The sequence below is a fragment of the Paenibacillus glufosinatiresistens genome (genome assembly GCF_031470375.1).
GTDB classification, from domain to species: domain Bacteria; phylum Bacillota; class Bacilli; order Paenibacillales; family Paenibacillaceae; genus Paenibacillus_AQ; species Paenibacillus_AQ glufosinatiresistens.
The window spans coordinates 461,487-485,013 of sequence record NZ_JAVFHT010000001.1 but is presented as its reverse complement, the minus strand read 5'-3'; the positions used below and the strand labels follow the sequence as shown (position 1 = coordinate 485,013).

The window sequence follows — 23,527 nt, the reverse complement described above, 5'->3', positions numbered from 1 at the left end:
CTTCCTATTGTAGCAGATGACCCCCTGAACCGACTATCCCGCCTTGCTCTGCTCTTTCTTGCACTGGACCTGGAAACATACTATCATGATTAGAGAAATACGGTGATTGCTAGTACTAAATATGCGGCCGATCGCGCATGAATGGGATGACAATAATGAAAGAACAGGAACCAAGCAGCCGCCCAAGGAAGGGCGCGCCCGATTTTCAGCTCTTGATTCTGGTGCTGCTGCTCGTCGGCTTCGGCCTGGTCATGGTATTCAGTTCCAGCTCGGGTGAAGCGCTGGCAACCAAGAAATACAATTACGATGCCTTTTACTTTCTGCGCAAACAAATCGTCTGGGCGGTTCTCGGTTCCTTCGCGATGCTGTTTGTCATGAATATTCCGTACGCTAAATTCAAGAAGTGGTACGCTCCGCTCTTTCTGCTGACGCTGATTCTGCTTCTTGCCGTCCTCTTCACCTCGCCGATCAACGGCGCAAGAAGCTGGCTGCAGCTCGGCGGGCTCGGCATTCAGCCGACCGAAATCGCCAAGCTGTCGATTATTCTGTATCTTGCCGCGCTGATCAGCAAGAAGGGCGAGAAATTCCGGGACCTGCGAAGCGGCTATATCCCGGTTATGGTGATCGTCGGGATTGTCGCCGGGCTGATTATGCTCCAACCCGATCTGGGCTCCTGCCTCGTCCTGGTCGCAACCAGCGGCCTGGTCATTTTTGCAGGCGGGGCCAGTCTGAAGCATATTCTTGGATCGGTTGCCCTGCTTGTGCTCGGCATCGGGATCGTCATGGGCGCCAAGACGCTGATCGACTCGGTCTCCGGCCCCTCTCCGGCAGCCGTGCAGAGCGAGAACGATTACCGCAAAGGACGGATCGAGGCTTATCTCGACCCGTTCGCCGACCCGCAGGGCAGCGGCTACAATATTATCCAGGCGCTCACCGCGCTTGGCCAGGGCGGCGTCACCGGCTCGGGCATCGGCAACAGCGTCCAGAAGCTGCATTACCTCAAATATCCGTACACGGACTTTATTTTTGCCGTCATCGGCGAAGAGACCGGCTTTATCGGGACGGCCTTGTTCCTGATGCTGTACCTGTATTTCATCTGGAGGGGCGTGCTGGTCTCCCTTCGCTGCAAGGACCCGTTCGGAACGCTGGTCGGGATCGGCGTTATGGGCCTTATTGCCATTCAGGCCTTCGTCAACATTGGCGGAGTCACCAAGACCATTCCGCTGACCGGGGTTACGCTGCCGTTCATCAGCTACGGAGGCACCTCGCTGCTTATTACGATGGTCTCGGTAGGCATCGTGCTCAGCATATCGCGCGAATCCTCCCGGCCGATGAAGGAAGAAGTCACTACTTCGGTCCGGGTTACCCAGCCCGTCAAGCCCGGTCCAAGATCGGTCGTTCGTTAAGAATCGCCCCTGCATGGAACCGAAATATTAAAAGGGAGCCATTCCTTCTGCCTTCCGGCAGGAGAAACGGCTCCCTTCGTTCGTCTGTCTTCCATTCAGGAAATTTCGCCTCAGGAAATTTCGTCGTTCTTGAAGGCGACGCCTTCCACCTTCACATTGACTTCAACCACACGCAGCCCGGTCATGCTCTCTACCGCTTCGCGGACGTTCTGCTGAAGCATCCGGCATACTTCGTGGATCGGAGTCTCGTACAGAACCAGAATCCGCAGATCAATGGCCGCTTCCAGTTGGCCAACCTCGACGGTAACGCCTTTCTGTACGTTCTTTCCGCTCAGGCGCTTGGCCCAGCCTTCGGACAATCCGCCCGACATGGCTGCGATCCCCGGGGTTTCCAGAGCCGCCAACCCGGCTATTTTTGAAACGACGTCGTTCGAGATTCGAATGTTTCCCATTTCCAGTTGCAGTTGTTCAGCCATGCCTATAGTCCCCCTCGCGCTCATTATCAATTATTGTAATTCCTGCCCCCCTTAAATGCAAATCGCTTTCTCTCAGACTCGTTTACACTTCGGGATTATTTGGGTATATTGAGTTAGGAATCCACAAATACATACAGAAAGAATCGAGGTGTGTCCGATTTTGAAAAAATGGTTATCTCCGTCTCTGCTCGCCGTCTTCTTCGTTCTCAGTGCGATCGGCCACTACATGGACTGGAACCATACGCTGCAGTTCGTGCTGTCGGCTATTGCCGTCGTATTTGTCGCCGGCTTTCTGGGAAGAGCGACCGAGAGTGTCGCCCACTATGCGGGCCAGCGGCTCGGCGGGTTTCTCAATGCGACCTTCGGTAACGCAGCCGAGCTGATTATCGCTATCTTCCTCGTCAAGGAAGGCCTGTTCGATATGGTCAAGGCAAGTCTGACCGGCTCCATCATCGGCAATCTGCTGCTGGTCCTGGGCCTCAGCATCCTGGCAGGCGGTCTCAAGCATAAAGTCCAGAAATTCAACATCACCCTGGCCGGACTGAACGGCTCGCTGATGATTGTGGCCGTAATCGCGCTGTTCGTCCCGGCTATGTTCCTGAATACGCATTCGATCACGGACAAGGATACGGACGTGCTGAGTCTTGTCGTTGCAGGCATTCTTATCGTGTCCTATATCGCCTGGCTGATCTTCTCCATGATAACGCATAAGAGCTATCTGGACGACGTGACAGAAGACAACGAGGAAGAGCTGCCCAACGAACATGCGCCGGCCTGGTCCAAGGGGCGTTCCATCTTTTATCTGGTGCTGGCTACCGTTATGGTTGCGTTCGTCAGCGAATGGCTGGTCGGCACGCTGGAGAGCCTTACCGAGCAGTTCGGTCTCAGCGAATTGTTCGTCGGCGCGTTCCTCGTAGCCATTATCGGGAATGCCGCCGAGCACAGCGCCGCCGTCATGCTGGCTATGAAGAACAAGATCGGCGCCGCTGTCGAAATCGCCATCGGCAGCAGCCTTCAGATTGCCCTGTTCGTCGCGCCGGTCCTGATCTTCGTCAGTGCGTTCACGGCGCATGGCACCATGGATATTGTCTTCACCACCATCGAGCTTGTGGCCATTGCCGTCGCCGTCTTTATCGCCAAATCCATTACCCAGGACGGCGCGACCAACTGGTACGAAGGGCTGCTGCTCCTTGCCGTCTATCTGATCCTCGGCGTATCGTTCTACCTGGTCTAACCCTTAGATTCGGTTATCGCCGTACGCCAAAGAGCTTCCCGCTGCCGTTACCGGCGCCTCGGGAAGCTCTTTGTGGTTGGGTCCGTTCTCCGCCTTGCCTGCACCGCTTGCGCTGTACGGGCTTGCGCTACTCTGCCGCGCTCTTCGCTTTCTCGTTCAGCGCCTCGTACAAGACCGCCAGTTCGCGTTCCAGTCTGCTCAGAATCTGTTTGCCCAGAGATTCGGCCAGCAGACCCGCACGGACGGCAAAATCTACTTCTCTTGAGAATCCGTACATTTGCGTATCCAGTACTTCCTCGTAGAGAGGGCAATAGCGCGTAGCCAGATTCTCCATCTGCACTTCGATCAATTTCTGGATTTTATCGGCATCTTCCTGAAGAAGAGTAACTGCTTTTTGATTCAGTTGTTCCTGCAATTCCGATGAAGTCATCCTTCTTCCCCCTCTGGCCCAAAATAACGGGTACACCCCTATTTCTTTAATATTAGTCGAAATTGGGGCTTAATACAAGGCGCCCCTCTGCGCCGGGGCCCAGTTCAATTCTTGCAGGGCAAAGAAAAAAGCGCCTTCCCATCCGGGAGGACGCTTCGCTGCCGCCGAGTTCTACTCTTCTACAACTGTGAAGTGCAGGCCATGCTTCTGGAATACTTCGCTCAGCGCTTTCTTGGCTTCTTCGGCATCGCTGCCGTGAACATGCAATTCATAGCTCTGGTTAGATACCAATGTGGTAAACAGTCCCAGGATGCTCTTGACGTCGATGTACTTGTTCTCGGCTTGGAGTACGATGGAAGAGCTGAAACGGCTGGCCGTCTGGGCAATTTCCACGATTGCCGCGTTGTTATTGGACATAGGAATCCCTCCGCAACTGGATATGGAAAACTGATGGAGTCTCTTTCCTTCTCATGATAATTGAATCCGCTTACTCATGCAAGGGATATTCTGGTTAAGCGTTTATTTCAGATTCTCCGGGTTGAGGCCTTCCAGTTCAGGCAGGACAAAGATGCCGTCCTTGCGGATCAGCCGGCCATCGAAATAGATCTCGCCGCCGCCGTATTCCGGACGCTGAATCAGAACCAAATCCCAGTGAATGGAAGAGCGATTGCCGTTGTCTGTTACATCATATGCTTGACCCGGTGTAAAATGCAGACTGCCGGCGATTTTTTCGTCGAACAGAATGTCCTTCATCGGGTGCAGAATATACGGATTGAACCCGATGGCGAATTCGCCGATATAGCGCGCGCCTTCGTCGGAATCCAGAATTTCATTCAGGCGCTTCGTGTCATTGCTGGCGGCTTCCACAATCTTGCCGTCCTTGAAGGTGAAGGTGACATTCTCGAAGGTAACCCCGTTGTAGAGGGAAGCCGCATTGTAGGCGATCGTTCCGTTGACGGAATTCCGCACCGGTGCGGAATACACTTCGCCGTCGGGAATATTGCACTGGCCCGAGCACTTCTCGGCTCCGATTCCCTTGATCGAGAAGGTCAGGTCCGTACCGGGGCTTACCACCCGCACCTGGTCCGTATTCCGCATGAGTTCGGCAAGCGCGTCCTCGGCTTTGTCCATCTTGGCGTAATCCAGCGTGCATACGTCGAAGTAAAAGTCCTCGAACGCCTCTGTGCTCGTATTGGCGAGCTGGGCCATGCTGGCGTTCGGATAGCGGAGTACGACCCACTTCGTATGCTTGACCCGCTGTTCGCTGTGCACGGGATGGGAATAGAGCGAGTTGTACAGCCGCATCTGCTCTTCCGGCACATCGGACAGATCATTCACGTTCTCTCCCGCGCGGATTCCGATGTAGCCCTGCATCTGCTTCATCCGGTACAGGTCGTAATCCGCCCAGGTCTGAAGACTTTCCTTGGTCGCGTTCATCAGCATCGACCGCTGCACCGAGCGGTCGGTCAGTTCTACAAAGGCATGGCCGCCGGCTCTGCCGATCTCCTCGACTACGGCTTTCAGCAGGTCGCGCTCCGTGCCGATCATCTCGACCAGCACATTCTCCCCTGGTTGTACGTTAACCGAGTAGTTCACCAGCGTCTTCGCCAGTTTCTCAATTCTGGGGTCTCTCATCGTTCTCGCTTCCTTCCTTCACAATCCTTAAATAGACAACCCTATCTATTGTAGCATGTCCCCGAGCCGGCGGTCGATCCCTCCGGGAGCTCTGTTCCCCCTTACCGGTACCGGTCAAAATCGGCCGCGCTGGTCTCCGTCTCCTTGACGTTCGCTCCAGCCGATTCTTCCCGGACCGTACGCGTTCGGGACAAGCGCTTCGGCAGATAACGGCGGCTGTCAATATCCAGCCGGTAGACCGTCTCGACTTCGGCACTCGCCAGACGGGCCTGCAATCTGCTGTTCTCTTCTGCCCACAGCCGCAGAGCCGCTTCACGCCCCGAGGGCAGCGATTTCTTAAGGTCCGACATTTCTCGCTCAAGCTCCCGCTGCAGCTCTGTCCTTGCCGCTTCCGGAGCCAGCTTCAGCTTAAGCCGCACCCGGCCCGGCCCGGCTCCTTGTTCATAGGAGAGGTCTCCTTCCAGACTCTCCATCTCTTCCAGCGCTGCGACCGGATTGAACGGCGCTGCCCCCGCGCCCGAAAGGTCAGCACTCTTCATCGCTGTCCAGGAGCCGTTCTTCTTCGTCAGGCTTACCGCCCCGAACGGCTCTTCCCGCGGCAGGGAACTCTTCCGGGTCCCGCTGCCGGCCGTCTTCCCTTCCCCCTTGGACGGAGAGGGGGAAGACAACTGCGGATACAACAGCAGCGTCTGATGATCCTGCAGCCGGCCTTCATAACGCCGGAAGCTCCGCTGCTCTCCTCCTACGGTGAGCGCCGTTGTTCCTTGGCAGCGAACCGAGTCGCTGCCAAGGAGCCCGGACACGGCCAGCCCCAGGCTCTCCCTTGCCGTCCGGTTGTCTCCGCCTGCGCCGCATCCCGGAAGCGCCCAGGCAAGGGCGGCAAGCAGCAGCCATCCGGCGGCGGCTTGAACCGGCCGAATCCGCTCCGGACGGCGTTTCCCGTTCGTTTCGCAGGGCATGGGCTGCCTATTCAGCTTGTTCCTCTTGCTGCGTATCGCTCGCACCGTGACACCCTCCTTCTGGCTGGCTTGCAATACGTCTAGACTGCCCCGATCCGGTAGACCTTACGCGAATAAAAACCCCTGAGAAAATTCCTCAGGGGTTGATCCAGCCGGCTTCCGCCTTCTTCCGGTCGGCAACGACCCGGTTGCGTCCCGTATTCTTCGCTTCATACAGCGCCATGTCCGCCCTGTAGAACAGCGATTCGACGCTGATCCGTTCTTCGGTCCAGCTCCAGTCGGCAATGCCGCAGGACACGGTAACCTGAGGCTCCGTCTCCTGCTGAACGCGGACCCGGACACGTTCGGCAACCACAAGCGCCTGATCCAGGCCCAGTTGGGGCAAGTAGATAGCCAGCTCTTCCCCGCCCCAGCGGGCGGCTACATCCCCGCCACGGATCGAGGTCCGGATCACCTCGCTGACCTGCTTGAGAATCTTGTCTCCCTGCTGATGCCCGTATGTATCGTTCACAATCTTGAACTCGTCGATATCGACAACGATCAGCGACCCGCAAAAATCATTGCCCTGGCGGAATTTGATCTCATCATCGAGATAGTGGCGGGCGAACAGTCCGGTCAGCGTATCCCGGTTGGCCAGCCTTCTCACTTCGGCGTGCAGCAGGGCGTTGCCCACAGCCAGTCCGATATGTCCCGCTACCGCCTGCAGAAACTTGTAATTGTCATAAGAGAAGAAGTGGGGCTGCTGATGGCTCAGCATAATGACGCCTCTGACCTGGCCGCCGACACTGAGGGGCGTGGCAATCAGCGAATGCGAGTCGGTCAGATCCATCAGCTTGGAACGCGTCTCGTTGAAGTCCAGGTAATCCGACAAAATCATAGACTCCCCGGTCTCGTATACTTTCCCGCCCAATCCTCTGCCGATCTCAATAATCTCATTCGCCAGAGCCGGGTGGTTGCACGCTACGGCCTCCAATCCGCCCTTGTCTTCGTTGAAATGCAGGATGCAGCAGTAATCCGCTTCGAACATATCCATCAGTTCTTCAAAAGCGGCCTCGAACGTATCTTCCAGACGCAGACTCTGGTTCAGCCGCTGCGTCAAATCGTTGCTCATCCGCAGCTCGCGGACGAGCTGGTTGGAACGCTCGTACAGCTTCGCATTCTCGAAAGCGGTCCCAGCCGTGCTCGCAATCATTCCGAGCAGCTCCCGGTTCACGTCGCAAGAACCCCGCTGGGTCAAATGGAGCACACCGTACACCCCCTGCTTGCCGCCCAGCGGCAGGGCAATCTCCATCTGCTCGTTATCGCCGGTTCCGAGGCGTACGGATACCGTCCCGTCCTTGAACGCTCTCTCCCGCACATCGTCGCCCTCCCAGCCGGTCGGCAGCGGCTTGACGCGCGAGAAGCCGCTCACCTGGTCCTGCGAGATGTACAGGGTCAGTTCGGCATCGGGGAACATCGCTTCCAGACTGTCGAATACTTCCGTCAGCACAGCGCGGACGTCAATCGAGTCATGCATGCGCTGAACCATCTGGAACAGCAGCGAATGATGGCTGCTGGCGCTCTCGCCGTCGCCATGAACGCTGGCGAGATCGGAGATGAACGAATACTCGAAGCGGCGGTAGAAGATCGTCCGGAAATGCGGAGCCATAGCTTCCGCCGCATTCTTCCCTCCCGCCGAGAACTGAACAGCGGGCATGGAGCAGCCGAGCAGGGCGAAGATCTCTCCCCGGGAACGGCTGCCGACCGGGAGTGCCATATAGGATTTCTCCGCTCCGTCTTCTACAATCTGCAGGCTGCATTCCCGCCGCGAGAGAAGGCTGACCGATGCGACCTGCTCCCACAGCGGATTGTCCGACGCTTCCCGCTCCAGCGAATCCGCCAGCCATCTGCCCTTGTAATCGAATAAGCTCCATTCCCAGTTCTCAGCAAAGGAAAGCCGGGTTCCATTCTCGATCCATTCCCGGAAAGTCTCCATAATCATCCCGGCGGCATGGGGAAAATCAGCCTCAAGCATGTCCGCTTCGGCAAGCCAGGCAACGGGGTCCTCCCCGCTCCAGTCCGCTGTGGAGCCCTTGATCAGGGCATGATGATCTTTATGGCCGTAAGCTTCATGCTCTGACATAAAGAGGTTCCCCTTTACCTTCAATTTCAAACCCTGCGAGTTCATGCAAACCGTACACTAGCAATTAACCATATTTTACTCTTTCTCATATTCCCTTGCATTATATTTTCGGTAGAATCGGGATTTTTTTTTAGGCCCTTAGAACTATCGTCAATATTAATTTTGATTTGGCTTGGATTTGCTTGACTTCATCATGGTATTTCATATAATATTTATTGTTGAGCAAGACTGTATCAGTCTGCATTGGGCGTAACGTTGTGTCACCCTCACGCATTTTGTTACTGAAGGAGCAGCGGCTGAACTTCTCCCTCAGTGCGGCCGTCCGTTCGGACAGTGCCGCCTTATACGAAAAGCGGCGCAAATAGAGCCCTGAAGAATTTCATTTAAAAAGGAGTCTACTATAACATGGCACGTTACACCGGTCCTAAATTCAAACTCAGCCGCCGGCTGGGAATCTCCCTGAGCGGCACAGGCAAAGACCTGAAGCGCCCATTCCCTCCGGGACAGCATGGCGCCAACCAGCGCAGAAAGATCAGCAACTACGGCATGCAGCTGCAAGAGAAGCAGAAGCTGCGCCACATGTACGGTCTTGGCGAGAAGCAGTTCCGCACGCTGTTCGAGCATGCGCAGAAGATGCAGGGTATCGCGGGCGAGAACTTCATGTTCCTGCTTGAGAGCCGTCTGGACAACCTCGTATACCGTCTCGGATTTGCGAACTCCCGTGCCGGCGCCCGTCAGCTGGTCTCCCACGGCCACGTAACGGTTAACGGCAAGAAGGTCGACATCGCTTCCTACCGCGTTAGCCTCGGCGACGTCATCGGTCTTCGCGAGAGAAGCCGTTCCCTGTCTTCCATCAAGGAAGCCCTGGCGAACCGCAATCACTTGCCGGCATACCTGGAATACGCCGACACCGCTATGGAAGGCAAGTACATCCGCCTGCCGGAGCGTTCCGAGCTGTCCCAGGACATCGACGAGAAGCAGATCGTCGAATTCTACAACCGTTAATCCGCCCGGCATCCGAGAGGATGCGGGTCCGAAGCCTCCGGCTATGCCGGGGGCTTCTTTTCGCTGTCTGGCCTTTTCTCCTGTCCTCCTGCCTCATCGCCTGCGAAGCGCATTCAAATTCTCCGAATTATGCTATAATAAGTCCGTTATAAAGGAGGATTGTCGTTGATGGTTGAGGACAACAAGCAAAAGAAAGCCAAACCTAACCCCACCCCGAAACCCGGGCGAAGATCCTGGCTGCGCCGGCTGGGCTCCGTCTTCAAATGGATGTTCATACTCGGCCTGATGGGAGTCCTGTTCGCCGGCGGCGCCGTGGGCGGATATATCGCTTCCATTGTGAAAGACGATCCGGTGCGCTCCGGCAAGCTGATTCACGAAGAGATCGAGAAGAACGACGTTACCGGCTTCGCTTATTTCCGCGACGGTTCGCCAATCGGCCAGCTGCGGACCGAAGAGGACCGCAGGCTCGTTCAGTACAAGGATATTCCGCAGGTCATTCTCGACGCTGTGGTCTCGATTGAGGATAACGACTTCTACACTCACCCCGGCGTCGATTTCCGCGGTACGCTGCGCGCCGTGAAGCAAAAGCTGCTGAATGAACCGGTGCAGACCGGAGGCAGTACGCTGACGCAGCAGCTCGCCCGCCGCGTCTTTCTGAATTTGGACCGGACGGAAGACCGGAAGGTCAAGGAGATTTTGCTGGCTCTGCGCCTGGAGCGCTTTTTGACCAAAGAAGAAATTATTACCGCCTACCTGAACAAGGTGCCCTTCGGCAACGGGGCAAGCGGATACAATCTGTTCGGAATCAAAGCGGCCGCCAAAGGTATCTTCGGCATCGATCAGCTGGACAAGATCAACATTGCGCAGGCCGCCTATCTGGCAGGCCTCCCTCAGCTTCCCTCCTCCTACTCCGCCTTCAAGGGAACGGGCGAATTCAACGAGGCCGCCTTCAAGCGGGCGGTGGAACGCCAGCAGCTGGTTCTGCGCCGGATGCTCGAGGAGAACAAAATCACTTCCGAAGAGTATCGGGAAGCGCTGGCTTTTGATATCAAAGGATCGCTGGCTCCCCGGACCCAAAAAGCCTATGTGACTTACCCCTATCTGATGCTGGAAACGGAACGTCAGGCTACCGCCATTCTGCTCTCGATGGAGAATGCAAAGTCCGATACGGATGCCGGGGCGGCCGAGAATGCGCCGTCTGCGGCGAGTGCGAACAACTCTTCCCAGGCGTTTGAAGACGCGCGCCGGAAATTGATGACCGGAGGCTACCGGGTGTACACCACGATTGACAAGAAGGTGTATTCCGCGATGCACAGTGTGTCGGAGGACAGCTCCAACTTCACGCCCGACAGCAAAACCAAGGGCAAGGAGCAGACCGCCGGCATGATGATCGATAACAAGTCCGGCGCTATTCTGGGCATGATTGAAGGTCGGGACTTCAACATTGAGCAGATGAACTATGCCACGCAGATGATTCGCCAGCCGGGCTCGACGATGAAGCCGATTGCCGCCTATCTCCCTGCTCTCGAAGCCGGGTTGATTCAACCGGCCGGCATCCTTGACGATGCTCCGATGGTCATGAAGGACGGAGAGAAAGGCTTCCATATCCCGAAGAATGCCAATAACCGCTATCAGGGGCTGGTTACCGCGCGTTACGCGCTGAACAACTCGCTCAATCTGCCGGCTCTCAAGCTGTTCAACGAGAAGGTCGGCATCAAGAACGCCTGGGCCTTCGCCCGAAAGCTGGGAATTACAACGCTTGAGGACAAAGATGACTACGCGCAGACCGGCGTACTCGGAGGCTTGACCCACGGGGTCTCGGTCGAAGAGCTGACCAATGCGTATTCCGCCATCGGCAACGGTGGGGTATTCAACGATGCCTATATGATCGACAAGATCGTCGATGCCGCCGGGCATATTGTCTACCAGCACAAGGCGGAACCGGCTACGGTATTCTCGCCGCAGACCGCCTACCTCATGACCGACATGCTCCGTACCGTCATAACGGACGGAACCGGCAGTACGGTCAAGAGCAGCTACAAGCATTTTCAGGATATTCCGATTGTCGGCAAGACCGGATCGACCCAGAACTACGGCGATGTGTGGTTCATGGGCTACACACCCGATGTCACACTCGGAATGTGGGTCGGATACAAGGAACAGATCAACACGCTTGAGGGCAAAACCCAGCGCAAGCAGGCGCAGGCGTTGTGGAGCAAAGTCATGAACGCCGTGATCGACCGGAGACCGGAGCTCTTTGAGACAAAGACGTTCAGCAAGCCCGAAGGCATCGTCAAAAGAACCGTCTCTGCTTACAGCGGCAAGCTGCCGACCGATCTTACCGACAAATTCACTACCGACCTCTTCAATGAGAAGTATGTGCCGACCGACAGCGATGACGGAATCGCGCAAGCCACCTATATTACCTATAAGGGCGTGAACTATATTCCGCAGGAGGGAACCCCGGAAGACTTCCTGAAAGATAAGGTGGTCGTTAAGCGGGACAAACCGATTCAGGAGCTGGTTAAAGAGCTTCTGGACGCCTTCAAGGGAATGAAGGAGCACGAGCCGCTGGAGTATTATATGCCGGAGGATGCCAGAACCGACATGCCGACCGAAGTCGATCCACGGGTCGATGACGGCGCCGCGCCGCAGGCTCCGGCCCGCGTATCCGTGTCGTATGCGACCGGCAAAGCCGTGGTAACCTTCACGCCGAGCCATTCGGCAGATGTCGTCGGCTACCGGCTGTACCGCTCGCTCGACGGTGTCTCGTACCAGAAGCAAGCCGTGCTGAGTGCGGGAGACGGATCTACGTTCTACTCCGGGACCCCGGCTTCCTCGGGCGCAATCTTCTATGTCGTGGCTGTTGATGTCGCCGGGCATGAATCTTCGTCGGAACGGGTTGGGGCCCCGACGCCCGAACCTTCGCCAAGCCCGGATAACACGCTGCCTCCGGGTCTCGGGCTGCCGGAAGGAGAACCGACTCCGGGCAGCGGCGAACAGCCCGGCGGCCTGCTCCCTGGCGCAGACGCCGGCGTGGACCCCGGGACCGTCGCGGACCCCGGGACGGGAGCCGTCGATCCCGGCATGATTATTGTTCAACCGGGCGGCGAGGGAACCGAAGTCGACACCGATTAAGCAGAAGGGCCGTACCTTACAGCAGACGCTGAACGGTACGGCCCTTCTTGTTCGTCAGAAAGTGTCGGTTCCGGACAAGTCCGGGAGGCGCTTCAGGATATACATCAGAATTTCGTGGCTTCGACGCGAAGCCAGCTCGGTAAATTCACGGTAGCTCATTTCTGCCGAACCGTCGGCTTGGTCGGACATCGACCGCAGAATAAGGAACGGCACCTCGTTCATCGAACAGACCTGGGCTACGGAAGCCCCTTCCATCTCGGCGCAGCATCCCGCGAATTGTTCCCGGAGAGCGGCCGCCTCCTTTCGGTCGGCGATGAACCGGTCTCCGGACAGCACCCGTCCGGTAACGGCATGCACGCCGCTGTCCCGGCAAGCCGCTTCCGCAAGCGCAATCAGCGCCCGGTCGGCAGCGAACACGGAGTTGTCCTGGTAAGGAATCATCCCCGGCGAATAACCGAGAGGCGAGGCATCCATATCGTGCTGAATGCAGTCCGACGAAATGACCAGGTCGCCGATTTCAAGTTCAGGATGCAGCGCACCTGCTACACCGGTGAACAGTACCGCATCCACGCCGAACCGGTCGATCAGAATCTGCGTGGTCACGGCAGCATTGACCTTGCCGACCCCCGTCGTACAGACGACGGCTTTGTGCCCTTGCACCATTCCTTCATAGAAGCGGATACCGGCCCGGACGCTCTCCGTCTTCTCCTTCATTTCCTCCAGCAGCAGCCGGACTTCTTCCTCCATTGCTCCGATCAGTCCGAGTCTCTTCGGACGCATGGCAGTCTCCCCCTTCGTTTCTTCAAAAAAAGAAGCCCCGAACGGGGCTTCCTGTAAGCTTGTACGACTTGGCCTATTCGTTCACATGGCTGACAGACAGACGGAGAATGGTCTCATGCGGCAGAATCACCCGCGGATTATCGACCGTCTCCTTCTTCATCAGCTTCGTCAGCAGACGCATGGCCACGGCGCCCAGGTCATACATCGGCTGGGCTACGGTCGTCAGCAGCGGACGAACCATCGAAGCCATGCGAATGTTGTCCACGCTGATCACCGAGAAATCACCGGGAACCTTGAGGCCTTCATCCTGAATGCTGTGAATGGCGCCGATAGCCATCTCGTCCGTTGCCGCAAAAATTGCCGTCGGCTTCTTCTTTAGACCCAGGAAGTACTTCATGGCTTCTACCCCGGATTCGTACCGGTAGTTGCCGATGCGGACAAGATCCTCCTGATATTCAATTCCAGCCGCTTCCAGCGCCCGCTTGTAGCCCTGGAACCGGGCGTAGCCGTTGGCCGGGTCCTGCAGCGTGCCGCTGATCATGGCGATGTCGCGGTGTCCGTGCCGGATCAGCGTGTTGACTGCATCAAAGGCCGCCGTCTCATGGTCGATATCCACGGAAGGATACAGCCCCTTCTCATCGCTTGTCGCACACAGTACAATCGGAACCGCAGCGGTCTGGAAGGCCAGAATATGTTCTTCCGTTACCGTGCCGCCCATGAACAGAAGCCCGTCCACCTGCTTCTCGAGCAACGTGTTGATGACGCGGATTTCCTTCTCTTTGCGCTTGTCGGCATTGCACAGAATAATGTTGTAATGGTACATGTTGGCGATATCCTCGATACCGCGGGCGATTTCGGCAAAAATCGAGTTCGAAATGTCGGGAATAACCACTCCGACTGTTGTCGTCTTCTTGCTGGCAAGGCCTCTCGCCACTGCATTCGGGCGGTAGCCCAAGCGCTCGATCGCTTCATATACTTTCTTGCGGGTCTGAGGCTTCACGTTCGGGTTGTTGTTCACAACCCGGGATACCGTAGCCATGGATACGCCTGCTTCTCGCGCCACATCGTAAATGGTTACCGTCAATATACTCTCTCCATTGCGATAAATTTTATCGATCATTCAATTAAAAACATGATACGACACTTCGTGCTTTTGTGCAATGATAACGCTTCAATTTCCTTTCAGAATTTCTTTCAAAGACGTTACTTTACACGGTGTTGCTTCATTACTTTAATCCTATCAAAATTCGACGCAAAAATCCATCATTCCTGAAAAATTTTCAATAGTTTTTCAGATATATTTCAATTCGATTCCATTTTCATTCCATTTAAGGCCACACCGGTGAGGCTCGACAATCTTCGCTCGATCTCCGCCATCCAGGTCGCCTCTCCGGCGGCGGAAGCGAACCGGTATAAATCCAGCAGCAGATCAATCCGGCCCTCAACGGCTTGCTGAATGGCCGGCTCCAATCCGTCTTCCTCTGCTGCTCCCGCACCTTCTGACGTTAGCGTGTCCCGCACGATAGCGGCCCATTCGGAGCGTTCCGCAAAGGACAGACTGCCGGAGGGCGTCTGCTCATTCAATTCCGCCAGAAGGGTCATCAATTCCTGGCGAATCATCGGCACCGGCTCATAGATGCCGCAGCGGGCGCAGCTGTAGACCGGTACCTCCGCGATCTGAACTCTTCGCTTATATATCAGGGTATGCATATGTATCGTCATTGCGGCTCCGCAGCCGCAGCGCTTCTGAATCCTGCTCCAATCGCTCATAACAGACACCTCGGACCTGATCAGTGATGCCGAAAATCGGCGATTTTCGGACTACTTGATTTATTCGGCGCCAGAGCGCTCAATTCCTTCCGATTGCATATCATGTTTTATTTACCAGATCGGCCAGAAGCCAGGGCTTACTCCCGCAGAGTGACTTCACGGACCCGATTTGCTACAATTGGATTGACATTGGATGAAGGGGTGAAGCTGCGCCATGCGACTTACTGGCAAACGAGTCATTGCGCTTGTAGACGACGAATTCGAAGATCTGGAACTCTGGTATCCGGTCTACCGGGTACGGGAGGAAGGCGCCGAGGTAGTGCTGGCCGGCTCGACAGCCGGGGCAACCTACACCGGCAAATATGGCGTTCCGGCCGTGGCCGACCGCTCCTGGGACGAGCTGGATGCGGCCGATTATGACGGCATCCTCGTTCCCGGCGGCTGGGCGCCGGACAAAATCCGCCGCTACCCCGCTGTGCTGAAGCTGATTCGGGATTTCCACGAAGCCCGCAAGCCGATCGGACAAATCTGCCATGCCGGCTGGGTGCTGATCTCCGCCAAGATCCTGAAGGGCGTGACGGTTACCTCTACTCCCGGCATCCGGGACGACATGGAGAACGCGGGAGCCGTATGGAAGGACGAGCCGGTCGTGGCCGACGGTCATATTATATCGGCGCGTCGTCCCCCGGATCTCCCGCCTTACGGCAAGGCCTTTTGCGATGCGCTGGCCGGTTCCGGCGAATCGTGAAGCGAATCCAGTAACAGATAGAAGGAAGCGGCCTCTGAACTTTCGGGTTTCAGAGGCCGCTTTTGCGTCGTTCCGGGACCGGCCAAGGCCGGCTTCCGGGAGATGATGCGGCTAGCGGATCCGTATCGTCTTGGCTTCGAGCACGGGACTCGGATAAGAGGAGATTCGAAAGGTCAGCGGTTGCGGCAGTTCTGCGGCGGTGCCCAGGTCATAAATAAAATCCTGCCGTTCCTCCCCGGAGGAACCGCTGTAGGTCGAAGAAGACCGGTTCGCGTCCATGCGGTGCCGCTTCCCTTCCCCATCTGTATAATCTTCCTCCAGATTGATTCCGTAGCGCAGGTATTCCTTGCTGCCTTCCTTGCCGATAAGCTGCCCCAGCTGATAGGACAGAATCAGCTGACCCTTGGCCGCAGGCTGCTCCGAGAAGGAGAGCTTGTCATCCGGCCCCTGCAGCACCCGCTGCCGCTTCGTGTCCACGACCAGGTCCAGCTTCGTCTTATCCAGCGCTTGAAGGCCCAGGATATGAAGCTCCATGGCTCCGTTCGCATTCCGGTTGTCATTCTCAAAAATCAGGGTCCGTCCGCCGTCCGTCCGGTACATCTCTGTGGAGGAGGTCAACTCCGTCGTCGGCTGCTTCCCCCCGCTCTCTTCCGTGATCGTCGGCTTGATCGCGCTGAACAGCTGCTTGGAATTATCTTTGCCGTACATATAGTCGAGGTAAATGCCGGTTGTTCCGTAATACGCCTGCTCCAGCGTCAGGCTCTGGCCGCCGATGACAAGTTCCTTGTCCAGCCTGCGCACTTTACCCGAAGCGATATCCGCCGCCGGGTCAAGCTTGATCGGAGCCTGCAGAACCGTCCGGTATCTGCTGCTGCTCGCACTCAGCGCCGCCGCATTATCCGGCGTCATGGTCAGGCTTGCCGTCCAGTCTCCCTTCGGCTGGTAGCCGTCCGCCCAGTTGATGCGGATCAGGTGCGGAACGGCGCCGATTCGCCCTTCCTCCTCCGACCAGCCGGAATAGGAGATGAGGGAAATCGCTTTTGGGCTCTTCCCCTTCAGTTGGAAGCCTCCGATTTGAACCTTCTCCTCCGTCCGGTTCTCGGTCGTATACAGCACGATCATGCCCCGGCGGTCGGCAATGACCGCATCCACGGTAAAGGAATAGCCGTTCTTCTCTCCGCTGGACGATCCGATCCGGGTGTACTGGCCGGAATCGAGCGCAGAGCTGACCGTAATATCGCCTTCGGCAACTGCGCGATATTTCTCCAGACTGCCCCAGCTCAGCGGCGCTTCCCGGCTGCTGCGCAGCTCCCCGGTCCTCCCGGACAGCCAGGGGAGGGCGAACAGGAGCAGCAGAACCGCCGCAGCTGCGCCGGCTGCCGCGCGCAGCCGTCTGGCCGCGGTTCGGCGCGCCCGCCCACGGCCTATTCCCGACCGGACGGCGCGTTCCAGCGCCTCGTCCGGAACGGCCCCGCTTTCGGCGGGCAGAACGCCGAAATAGTCGCGGAGCGCTTTTTCCTCAGCTTCATACATCGTCTTGATCCCTCCTGTTCCCCAATCGGCGTCTCATTCCGGCCAGCCCCTTGTTCAGCCAGGTCTTGACGGTGCCTTCCGGCTTCTCCAGCACGGCCGCTATCTCGGCTACCGTCATGTCGCGGTAATATTTCAGCACGAGCACCTGCCGGTATTTCGGGGAGATGCCCTCAAGTGCCCGCTCCATGTCGAGCCTGGCGTCGCTGCTCATCTCGGCGACTCCGTTCTCCGCCGGACTCCGGTAGCCGGCCGACCGGCTGCGCTTGCGCCGCTTCAATTCGTCGTTGCAGCAGTTGATGACAATCCGGATCAGCCAGGGGCCCATCCGTTCCGCCTCCCTGAGGCTTCCCCGCTTGATCCACGCCCGGCAGGTCGCCTCCTGCAGCATTTCCAGCGCATCGGACTCGCTGCGCAGATAGCTGTACGCGATGCCGTACAAGGTCCGCCGGTGCTCCCCCACCTGCCGGAAGAATTCCTCTTCTTCGGACAGGGACGGGGCCTGTATCTGAATCAGGCTCTCCATATCGTTCTCCTTTCGCCCCTTCTTCCATATAGACGTCCGGGAGCCTCAAACGGTTTTGTTTTTCTGCAAATTCCGCTACACTAAGGCTGGAACGCTATTATACGGGAGTGTATCTGCCATGTTCAAAATCATGATGATCGAAGACGACCATATCCTGTTCGAAGAGGTGCGGGAACGCCTCTCGCAGTGGTCCTATGAAGTATGCGGCGTCTCTGATTTCGGCCAGGTGCTTCAGGAATTTGCGGCCTGCCGGCCGCACTTGGTCATTATTGATATTCAGCTGCCCAAATACGACGGCTTTCACTGGTGCCGGATGATTCGCGCCCATTCGAAAGTCCCGATCCTGTTCCTCTCTTCGCGGGATCATCCGACCGATATGGTCATGTCCATGCAGCTTGGCGCCGACGACTTCATACAGAAGCCGTTCCACTTCGATGTGCTGATCGCCAAAATCCAGGCGGTCCTTCGCCGGGCTTACAACTACGGGAACGAACAGAGCGCTTTTCGCACCTGGAGAGGCGCATCGGTGGAATCCGCCAAGAATAAAGTATCGGCCGAAGAAGGCACGGTCCTTCTCACCCGCAATGAGATGTTCATTCTCGACTTCCTGCTCGAACGGCGCAACGCCATCGTCGGCCGTGAGGAGCTGATCGCCGCGCTCTGGAACAGCGAGCAGTTCGTCAGCGACAACACCCTGACTGTCAATGTCAACCGGCTGCGCAAGAAGCTGGATGACATCGGCCTCGGCCAATATATTGAAACCAAGGTCGGTCAAGGGTATATGGCCACGGAAGAGGCGGAAGCATGATCCGGGCCTTTCTTCGGGAGCGCCTGAGCTGGCTGGTGTTCTTCGCCGCTTCCCAGCTGCTGATCCTGCTCGTTGCCTGGCTGGACCGTTCCGTCCCGCTCGGTTCGCTGCTCTATATCGTGCTGCTCTCTTCGCTGGCCTTCCTTGCCTTCCTGCTCTGGCGGGCTTCCCGGGAGACCGCCTTCTACCGGAGTCTGCGGGAGTACGACCCGGCCGGCGACCTGGCTCCCGGACGCGAGCCTTCGAGTCCGTTCGAGCGGATTGTCTGGGACGCGGTCGCTCTCCAGGACGACCGCTACCGGACAGAAGCCTCGGCCCGGCGAATGGAGCTGACGCGCGAGAAAGACGAGCTGCTGTCCTGGGTCCATGAGATCAAGACGCCGCTCACCACACTGCAGCTGATGATCGACCGGCTGGACGACGAGTCGGCCCGGCCGCGCCTGATGGCCGAATGGCTGCGCGTCCATCTGCTGGTGGACCAGCAGCTTCACCGCAAGCGTCTCCCCTTTATGCACAACGATCTTGCCGTCGCTGCCGTCCCTCTGGAGCCGCTGCTGAACGCCGAGATCCAGTCGCTCCGCTCCTGGTGCATGCAGAAGCATATCGGCTTCGACATCTCCCTGGACGAGCCCGAAGTGCTGAGCGACGCCAAGTGGCTGGGCTTCATTCTGCGCCAGATTCTGAGCAACGCGGTCAAGTACAGCTCCGACTCGGATATCACGGTGGAGAGCTTCCGGCGCAGCGACGGACATGTCGCACTGCGCGTGCAGGACCAGGGCAGGGGGATTTCCGCCAAGGACCTTCCCCGGATCTTCGAGCAGGGCTTCACTTCTACCGCAGGCAGCCGGCACCGCGACCAGGCCTCGAGCGGCATGGGGCTGTATCTGGCCGCACAGGCAGCCGAGCGCCTGCTAATCACGATTGAGGCGGAATCAGAGCCGGGGGCCGGCTCGGCGTTCACGCTCCATTTTCCGCAGAAGAACGATCTGCTTCGCCTCACGAACAGGTGACAGCATTGTCACACGGGACTCCGCGATTGTTCGGCCAAACGAAGGAGAATCAGATGCCGCTCCTGTAAGATGAAGGTATCAATCAAAGGAGTGAGCGAGAATGGCTATACTTGAAGCAAGTCGGATTCACAAAAGCTACGGCAGCAAATTCAATTCCCAGGAGGTGCTGAAGGGCATCGACCTTCGGGTGGAGAAAGGCGAGTTCGTCAGCATCATGGGCCCTTCGGGCTCGGGCAAGACGACCCTGCTGAACGTCCTCTCCTCCATCGACAAGGTGAATCTCGGAAGCATTCAGATCGAAGGACACACCTTCACCGCCATGAAGGAAAAGCAGCTCGCCGAGTTCCGCAAACGGCACCTCGGCTTTATCTTTCAGGATTACAACCTGCTTGACACTCTGACGGTCAAGGAGAACATCCTCCTTCCGCTGACCATCCAGAAGCTGCCGCGCCAGGAGGCGGAGAAGCGCTTCGCCGCCGTCACTTCCGAGCTCGGCATCTCGGATTTGGCCCACAAGTATCCGAGTGAAATCTCCGGCGGACAGAAGCAGCGGACCTCGGCGGCGCGCGCTTTTATTCATGAGCCCAGCATTATTTTTGCCGATGAGCCGACCGGAGCGCTGGATTCCAAATCCGCCGCCGATCTGCTGAACAAGCTGAGCGGGATGAACAGCAGCCGGGAAGCGACCATCATTATGGTCACGCACGATCCGTTCGCCGCCAGCTATTGCAGCCGGGTCGTCTTCATCAAGGACGGACAGGTCTTTACCCAGCTCAACCGTGGCGGCGATTCGCGCCAAGCGTTCTTCAACGATATCATCAAGACGCAGGGCGTTCTCGGGGGTGTGCAGGTTGAAGCTTAGCACGCTGATCTACCGGAATCTGAAGAAGAATATCCGCAACTACTATCTCTATGTATTCGCGCTGGTCTTCAGCGTTGCCCTCTATTTCTCGTTCGTGACGCTGCAGTTCGATCCGGCCATGGATAAGACCGCGGGCTCTATCAAGGGGGAGGCAGCGATCAAAGCAGCCACTGTGCTGCTGATTGTCATTGTCGCCGTCTTCCTGCTGTACGCGAACAATCTGTTCATCAAGCGCCGCAGCAAGGAGATCGGATTATTCCAGCTCAGCGGCATGACCCGGCCGCGCATCTTCCGGCTCTTGACCGCCGAGAATCTGGCCATCTACGCCGGCTCTCTGATCGTTGGAATCGCCGCAGGCTTCGCCGGCTCCCGGCTGCTGAAGCTGATTCTCTTCAAGCTTACCGGCGTTGACAATCATGCCACGCTGTCCTTCTCGTCGGCAGCGCTGGAGCGAACGCTGCTGGTCTTCTCCGCTATCTATGTGCTGATCATGCTGATGAACGCCGTCTTTATCAAACGCCAGAATCTGCTGTCGCTCTTCAAAGGCGGGACGGTATCGGAAGAAACCGGACGCAAGCTGTCCTGGTTCCAGATTCTGCTCGGCATTCTGGGAATCGGACTGATTCTGACCGGCTACTATTTGTCGACCCAGCTCTTCAGCGGAGATTTCAACGACGTGGGTTCCCTGTATATCGTGATGGTTGCGATCCTCGGTTCCGTCATTCTGGGCACCTATTTCTTCTACAAAGGTTCGGTCTCCTTTCTGTTCAACCTGATTCGCAGGGCAAAAAGGGGCTATCTCGGCGTCAACCATGTACTCTCGCTGTCGAGCATCATGTTCCGGATCAAGTCCTCCGCTCTTCTGCTGACGGTCATCACTACCGTGTCGGCGCTGGCTTTGGGACTCTTATCGCTGAGTTATATTACGTACTACTCTACCGAGAAGACAGCGCAGGGCAACGTCCCCGACGACTTCTCCCTGACATCCGCCGAGACGGCCGCCCAGTTCGAGCAGGCTCTCCAAGAGCACGGAATCCGCTATTCCCTGGTCAAACGCGAAGCGGTGAATACCCAGGCCGACATTTCGGGCATCGTGGGGGCCGATTTTGAATGGTACAACAACCACAGTCCCGCTCACACCACCCTGGTTGCCGTCAGCGAGGATACAGTGAAGAAGACGGATGTCAAGCCCGGGACGGCAGTGCTGGCCGGTTACCGAAGCGATACCTCCAGTCTGCTGAAGCTGCATAAAGGCTCCATTGTCTTGTCGAGCCGTTCTTTTAAAGTCACCGCTCTCCGGGAAGCGGCCGTTCTGCAATATTCCTATACGTTCGGCATGCCGGTTGCCATATTGGATGCGGCTGATTTTGCGGCGATTGCCAAGAATCCGGATCCCCGGATTCAGAAGCTTCCCTGGTACTACGGCTTCAACCTGACGGACAAGAGCCGGGATATCAAGGAGACCAATGCGCTCTTCCGCGCGCTGGGCTTCGGCTCGGCTCCGGGTGAAGAATCCCAATATGAGACGACCCTGGAGCAAAGACGCAACATGGGACTCATCATGTTCATCGTCGGCTTCCTCGGACTTGCCTTTCTGCTCACGTCCGGCTGCATCCTCTATTTCAAACAGATGGAGGAGAGCGAGAACGAACGGCCGATCTATACGATTCTGCGGAAGCTCGGCTTCACCCGCTCCGATCTGGGCGGCGGGCTTGCCGTGAAACAGCTGATTACCTTCGGCATCCCCTTGGCCGTTGGCCTCTGCCACAGCTACTTCGCCGTCCGCTCCGGCTGGTTCTTCTTCGGATCGGAGCTGTGGACGCCGATGGTGATCGTCATGCTGCTCTACACGGCCCTGTATTCGGTCTTCGGCCTGCTGTCGTATACGTATGGGCGGAAGGTGATCGGTGGAGCGCTGTAGGAAGCCGATTGGTTACATGGTCATACTCAAGCTGCGGGATGGAAGGCCCCGGCTTGAGTATTTTTTGCACATTTGGGGCTTTCTTCGCATTTTTGACTTGAAAGATTAAAGGAGGACGATTATTGTATTATAAAAATTAATAAAAATGGAAGCGGGAGAGGTCGGGATGACTATGGGGGAAAAACATCGCGCCAAAGATAAGGGAAATCGCATTTTGCTGTTCGTACCTTACTTTGGAAAATTACCGGAGCATTTCTCTTTATGGCTGAAATCCTGCGAGCACAATCCGGCGATTGACTGGTTGCTGTTCGTCGACCACCCGCCAGCCCTGTCCCTGCCGCCTAATGTCCGAATCATTGAAATCGGGTTTCATGAATTTTGCGCAATTCTTGCTGCCAAAATTCCGACTCCCCTTACTATTGACAAGCCTTATAAATTATGCGATTTTAAACCGACTTACGGATTTGTGTTTGAGGAAATGCTGGAGTCTTATGGATACTGGGGATACTGCGACATCGACCTGATCTTCGGCAACATCCGCAAATTCATAACCGACATTATTCTGTCAGAGTGTGACAAAATTTTGTTTTATGGACATTTGACGATCTACAGAAACACTCCGGCTATCAACCGGCTGTTCATGCATCCCGGCGGGCAGATCGACTACAAGGAGATCCTGGCCGACCCGGAATGCCGTTTCTTCGATGAACACGGCGGAATGGACCCGATTGTACGGTCGGCGGGCATCCGTCAGTACGGCAACCGGATTTTTGCCGATATTTCTGATAAGCACAAACAGCTGACCCTGGTCGAATCCTACAATTATAAGCACCAGGTTTTCTACTGGGAGGACGGTGAAGTGTTCCGCGAATATCTGGATGACCGATACCGGATGGCGCGGAGGGATTCTTTTGCCTATATCCATTTCCAGAAGAGGAAGATGCGCGGAATCGAGCCGCCGAACGGCCCATGCTCCTTCTATATCACTCCTACCGGCTTCGCCTTGAAGAACGCTTCGGCCATTACAAGCGAGGACTTCAAAAAATACAATAAGAAGCGGCTGCGGCTTGTCGATCTCTATATCTACCACTTCAACCGTGCCAGAAACAAGCTGAAAAAGCTGCTCCAATACGCGTAGAAACGATGTGAAGCCATTGAACCTAAAAG

At 56.8% G+C, this 23,527-nt stretch carries 21 protein-coding genes; 10 read left to right on the top strand and 11 right to left on the bottom strand.

Going from position 1 to position 23,527, the window contains the following annotated elements:
• Window positions 1-155: 155 nt before the first annotated feature.
• On the top strand, window positions 156-1,406 hold the full coding sequence (gene ftsW, locus RBI05_RS02200) for a putative lipid II flippase FtsW (RefSeq protein ID WP_150458394.1): 1,251 nt from the start codon (window positions 156-158) through the stop codon (window positions 1,404-1,406).
• A gap of 110 nt (window positions 1,407-1,516) precedes the next feature.
• Here the strand turns inward: ftsW and RBI05_RS02195 are convergent, their stop codons facing one another.
• Complete coding sequence (locus RBI05_RS02195) at window positions 1,517-1,882, bottom strand: Asp23/Gls24 family envelope stress response protein (protein ID WP_150458393.1); 366 nt, start codon at window positions 1,880-1,882, stop codon at window positions 1,517-1,519.
• A 160-nt stretch (window positions 1,883-2,042) separates the two neighbouring features.
• On the opposite strand from RBI05_RS02195, the gene cax reads away from it, so the two are divergent.
• Entirely contained in the window at window positions 2,043-3,116 is a 1,074-nt protein-coding gene (gene cax, locus RBI05_RS02190) for a calcium/proton exchanger (RefSeq protein ID WP_310549968.1), read from the top strand.
• 127 nt (window positions 3,117-3,243) lie between these two features.
• On the opposite strand, the gene RBI05_RS02185 is transcribed toward cax, so the two are convergent.
• The 5 genes from RBI05_RS02185 to RBI05_RS02165 form a co-directional block, all read right to left on the bottom strand.
• Entirely contained in the window at window positions 3,244-3,546 is a 303-nt protein-coding gene (locus tag RBI05_RS02185; protein ID WP_150458391.1) for a YlaN family protein, read from the bottom strand.
• 171 nt (window positions 3,547-3,717) lie between these two features.
• Window positions 3,718-3,963 (bottom strand): HPr family phosphocarrier protein, encoded by a 246-nt coding sequence (locus tag RBI05_RS02180; protein WP_150458390.1) that lies wholly within the window; start codon window positions 3,961-3,963, stop codon window positions 3,718-3,720.
• Window positions 3,964-4,065: 102 nt separating this feature from the next.
• Window positions 4,066-5,181 carry an aminopeptidase gene (locus tag RBI05_RS02175; RefSeq protein ID WP_150458389.1) on the bottom strand — a complete coding sequence of 372 codons (1,116 nt, stop codon included), beginning with the start codon at window positions 5,179-5,181 and terminating at the stop codon, window positions 4,066-4,068.
• Window positions 5,182-5,282: 101 nt separating this feature from the next.
• A complete protein-coding gene (locus tag RBI05_RS02170) occupies window positions 5,283-6,185 on the bottom strand; it encodes a hypothetical protein (RefSeq protein ID WP_310549967.1) in 903 nt (300 codons plus the stop codon).
• A gap of 91 nt (window positions 6,186-6,276) precedes the next feature.
• On the bottom strand, window positions 6,277-8,262 hold the full coding sequence (locus RBI05_RS02165) for a sensor domain-containing diguanylate cyclase (protein ID WP_150458387.1): 1,986 nt from the start codon (window positions 8,260-8,262) through the stop codon (window positions 6,277-6,279).
• A 405-nt stretch (window positions 8,263-8,667) separates the two neighbouring features.
• On the opposite strand from RBI05_RS02165, the gene rpsD reads away from it, so the two are divergent.
• Both rpsD and RBI05_RS02155 read left to right on the top strand, forming a co-directional pair.
• Window positions 8,668-9,267, top strand: coding sequence for a 30S ribosomal protein S4 (gene rpsD / locus RBI05_RS02160; RefSeq protein WP_150458386.1), 600 nt, complete (start codon window positions 8,668-8,670; stop codon window positions 9,265-9,267).
• A gap of 168 nt (window positions 9,268-9,435) precedes the next feature.
• Window positions 9,436-12,405: a transglycosylase domain-containing protein gene (locus RBI05_RS02155; RefSeq protein WP_310549966.1), complete on the top strand. Its 2,970-nt coding sequence runs from the start codon at window positions 9,436-9,438 to the stop codon at window positions 12,403-12,405.
• Window positions 12,406-12,459: 54 nt separating this feature from the next.
• Here the strand turns inward: RBI05_RS02155 and RBI05_RS02150 are convergent, their stop codons facing one another.
• The 3 genes from RBI05_RS02150 to RBI05_RS02140 all read right to left on the bottom strand — a co-directional run bounded on the left by RBI05_RS02150 (window position 12,460) and on the right by RBI05_RS02140 (window position 14,955).
• Window positions 12,460-13,185, bottom strand: coding sequence for a 5'-methylthioadenosine/adenosylhomocysteine nucleosidase (locus RBI05_RS02150; protein ID WP_310549965.1), 726 nt, complete (start codon window positions 13,183-13,185; stop codon window positions 12,460-12,462).
• A 73-nt stretch (window positions 13,186-13,258) separates the two neighbouring features.
• Complete coding sequence (gene ccpA / locus RBI05_RS02145; RefSeq protein ID WP_150458383.1) at window positions 13,259-14,269, bottom strand: catabolite control protein A; 1,011 nt, start codon at window positions 14,267-14,269, stop codon at window positions 13,259-13,261.
• A gap of 218 nt (window positions 14,270-14,487) precedes the next feature.
• Complete coding sequence (locus RBI05_RS02140; RefSeq protein WP_310549964.1) at window positions 14,488-14,955, bottom strand: hypothetical protein; 468 nt, start codon at window positions 14,953-14,955, stop codon at window positions 14,488-14,490.
• 214 nt (window positions 14,956-15,169) lie between these two features.
• Here RBI05_RS02140 and RBI05_RS02135 point away from each other — a divergent pair, with 214 nt between their 5' ends.
• Complete coding sequence (locus tag RBI05_RS02135) at window positions 15,170-15,703, top strand: type 1 glutamine amidotransferase domain-containing protein (RefSeq protein WP_310549963.1); 534 nt, start codon at window positions 15,170-15,172, stop codon at window positions 15,701-15,703.
• 111 nt (window positions 15,704-15,814) lie between these two features.
• Here RBI05_RS02135 and RBI05_RS02130 read toward each other — a convergent pair whose 3' ends face one another.
• Together RBI05_RS02130 and RBI05_RS02125 are read right to left on the bottom strand one after the other, a co-directional pair.
• Window positions 15,815-17,236 carry a DUF4179 domain-containing protein gene (locus RBI05_RS02130; RefSeq protein ID WP_310549962.1) on the bottom strand — a complete coding sequence of 474 codons (1,422 nt, stop codon included), beginning with the start codon at window positions 17,234-17,236 and terminating at the stop codon, window positions 15,815-15,817.
• Window positions 17,229-17,759: an RNA polymerase sigma factor gene (locus RBI05_RS02125; RefSeq protein ID WP_150458379.1), complete on the bottom strand. Its 531-nt coding sequence runs from the start codon at window positions 17,757-17,759 to the stop codon at window positions 17,229-17,231. The genes RBI05_RS02130 and RBI05_RS02125 overlap by 8 nt, the downstream gene beginning before the upstream one ends.
• 118 nt (window positions 17,760-17,877) lie before the next feature.
• Between RBI05_RS02125 and RBI05_RS02120 the strand changes: the two genes are divergently transcribed.
• The 5 genes from RBI05_RS02120 to RBI05_RS02100 all read left to right on the top strand — a co-directional run bounded on the left by RBI05_RS02120 (window position 17,878) and on the right by RBI05_RS02100 (window position 23,498).
• Window positions 17,878-18,567, top strand: a complete 690-nt coding sequence (locus RBI05_RS02120) for a response regulator transcription factor (protein WP_310549961.1) — start codon at window positions 17,878-17,880, stop codon at window positions 18,565-18,567.
• Entirely contained in the window at window positions 18,564-19,577 is a 1,014-nt protein-coding gene (locus RBI05_RS02115) for a sensor histidine kinase (RefSeq protein WP_310549960.1), read from the top strand. Before RBI05_RS02120 ends, RBI05_RS02115 begins: the two co-directional genes overlap by 4 nt.
• Window positions 19,578-19,677: 100 nt before the next feature.
• Entirely contained in the window at window positions 19,678-20,439 is a 762-nt protein-coding gene (locus tag RBI05_RS02110; RefSeq protein ID WP_310549959.1) for an ABC transporter ATP-binding protein, read from the top strand.
• Entirely contained in the window at window positions 20,429-22,360 is a 1,932-nt protein-coding gene (locus RBI05_RS02105) for an FtsX-like permease family protein (protein ID WP_310549958.1), read from the top strand. Before RBI05_RS02110 ends, RBI05_RS02105 begins: the two co-directional genes overlap by 11 nt.
• Before the next feature lie 166 nt (window positions 22,361-22,526).
• Complete coding sequence (locus tag RBI05_RS02100) at window positions 22,527-23,498, top strand: DUF6625 family protein (protein WP_310549957.1); 972 nt, start codon at window positions 22,527-22,529, stop codon at window positions 23,496-23,498.
• The last annotated feature ends 29 nt before the right edge of the window (window positions 23,499-23,527 follow it).

Coding starts and splice junctions, on each gene's coding strand:
- ftsW (WP_150458394.1), top strand. CDS start 156: ATGAAAGAACAGGAACCAAGCAGCCGCCCAAGGAAGGGCGCGCCCGAT.
- RBI05_RS02195 (WP_150458393.1), bottom strand. CDS start 1,882: ATGGCTGAACAACTGCAACTGGAAATGGGAAACATTCGAATCTCGAAC.
- RBI05_RS02185 (WP_150458391.1), bottom strand. CDS start 3,546: ATGACTTCATCGGAATTGCAGGAACAACTGAATCAAAAAGCAGTTACT.
- RBI05_RS02180 (WP_150458390.1), bottom strand. CDS start 3,963: ATGTCCAATAACAACGCGGCAATCGTGGAAATTGCCCAGACGGCCAGC.
- RBI05_RS02175 (WP_150458389.1), bottom strand. CDS start 5,181: ATGAGAGACCCCAGAATTGAGAAACTGGCGAAGACGCTGGTGAACTAC.
- RBI05_RS02165 (WP_150458387.1), bottom strand. CDS start 8,262: ATGTCAGAGCATGAAGCTTACGGCCATAAAGATCATCATGCCCTGATC.
- rpsD (WP_150458386.1), top strand. CDS start 8,668: ATGGCACGTTACACCGGTCCTAAATTCAAACTCAGCCGCCGGCTGGGA.
- RBI05_RS02155 (WP_310549966.1), top strand. CDS start 9,436: ATGGTTGAGGACAACAAGCAAAAGAAAGCCAAACCTAACCCCACCCCG.
- RBI05_RS02150 (WP_310549965.1), bottom strand. CDS start 13,185: ATGCGTCCGAAGAGACTCGGACTGATCGGAGCAATGGAGGAAGAAGTC.
- RBI05_RS02140 (WP_310549964.1), bottom strand. CDS start 14,955: ATGAGCGATTGGAGCAGGATTCAGAAGCGCTGCGGCTGCGGAGCCGCA.
- RBI05_RS02135 (WP_310549963.1), top strand. CDS start 15,170: ATGCGACTTACTGGCAAACGAGTCATTGCGCTTGTAGACGACGAATTC.
- RBI05_RS02130 (WP_310549962.1), bottom strand. CDS start 17,236: ATGTATGAAGCTGAGGAAAAAGCGCTCCGCGACTATTTCGGCGTTCTG.
- RBI05_RS02125 (WP_150458379.1), bottom strand. CDS start 17,759: ATGGAGAGCCTGATTCAGATACAGGCCCCGTCCCTGTCCGAAGAAGAG.
- RBI05_RS02120 (WP_310549961.1), top strand. CDS start 17,878: ATGTTCAAAATCATGATGATCGAAGACGACCATATCCTGTTCGAAGAG.
- RBI05_RS02115 (WP_310549960.1), top strand. CDS start 18,564: ATGATCCGGGCCTTTCTTCGGGAGCGCCTGAGCTGGCTGGTGTTCTTC.
- RBI05_RS02110 (WP_310549959.1), top strand. CDS start 19,678: ATGGCTATACTTGAAGCAAGTCGGATTCACAAAAGCTACGGCAGCAAA.
- RBI05_RS02100 (WP_310549957.1), top strand. CDS start 22,527: ATGACTATGGGGGAAAAACATCGCGCCAAAGATAAGGGAAATCGCATT.